Annotated in this window: 1 rRNA gene; it reads left to right on the forward strand. The window is 52.9% G+C overall.

The annotated features are described in order from the left end of the window. Positions 1-1,302: ribosomal RNA gene (locus tag EDD74_RS14945) — 23S ribosomal RNA — on the forward strand; the annotation flags it as partial. Positions 1,303-1,323 lie beyond the last annotated feature (21 nt).

A 1,323-nucleotide genomic window follows, 5' to 3' on the forward strand; every position in this document is an offset into this window, starting at 1 on the left:
CGTCAAGAAAAGCCGCTATTGTTTATATCATACCCGTACCGTAAACCGACACAGGTGGATGAGGAGAGAATCCTAAGGCCGACGGGAGAAGCATTGTTAAGGAACTCGGCAAAATGACTCCGTAACTTCGGGAGAAGGAGTGCCAGTGAGAACTGGCCGCAGAGAATTGGCCCAAGCAACTGTTTAGCAAAAACACAGGTCTATGCAAAACCGAAAGGTGAAGTATATGGGCTGACGCCTGCCCGGTGCTGGAAGGTTAAGGGGAGAGGTTAGCGTAAGCGAAGCTTTGAACTTAAGCCCCAGTAAACGGCGGCCGTAACTATAACGGTCCTAAGGTAGCGAAATTCCTTGTCGGGTAAGTTCCGACCCGCACGAAAGGCGTAATGATTTGGGCACTGTCTCGACAATGCACCCGGTGAAATTGAAATACCAGTGAAGATGCTGGTTACCTGCGCCAGGACGGAAAGACCCCATGGAGCTTTACTCCAGCTTGATACTGGGATTCGGTATTGCATGTACAGGATAGGTGGGAGACTGAGAAGTATTTACGCCAGTAGATACAGAGTCGCTGTTGGGATACCACCCTTGCAGTACTGGGTTTCTAACCAGCAGCCGTGACCCGGCTGGGGGACAATGTCAGGTGGGGAGTTTGACTGGGGCGGTCGCCTCCGAAAGGGTATCGGAGGCGCTCAAAGGTTCCCTCAGAATGGTCGGAAACCATTCAAAGAGTGCAAAGGCAGAAGGGAGCTTGACTGCGACACCGACGGGTGGAGCAGGTACGAAAGTAGGACTTAGTGATCCGGTGGTATAAAGTGGGATTGCCATCGCTCAACGGATAAAAGCTACCCTGGGGATAACAGGCTTATCACTCCCAAGAGTTCACATCGACGGAGTGGTTTGGCACCTCGATGTCGGCTCATCGCATCCTGGGGCTGAAGTAGGTCCCAAGGGTTGGGCTGTTCGCCCATTAAAGCGGTACGCGAGCTGGGTTCAGAACGTCGTGAGACAGTTCGGTCCCTATCCGGCGTGGGCGTAGGATATTTGAGAGGAGCTGCCCTTAGTACGAGAGGACCGGGGTGGACTGGCCGCTGGTGTATCTGTTGCACTGCCAAGTGCATGGCAGAGTAGCCAAGCCGGGACGGGATAAACGCTGAAGGCATCTAAGCGTGAAGCCCCCCTCAAGATGAGATATCCCAACGCAAGTTGTAAGACCCCTTGAAGACGACGAGGTAGATAGGACAGAGGTGGAAGTGCAGTAATGTATGGAGCTGACTGTTACTAATCGGTCGAGGGCATAACCAAGTGGTGATAGGAGAATGGATG

The sequence above is a fragment of the Faecalimonas umbilicata genome (assembly GCF_004346095.1).
In the GTDB taxonomy this organism is placed as follows: Bacteria; Bacillota; Clostridia; order Lachnospirales; family Lachnospiraceae; genus Faecalimonas; species Faecalimonas umbilicata.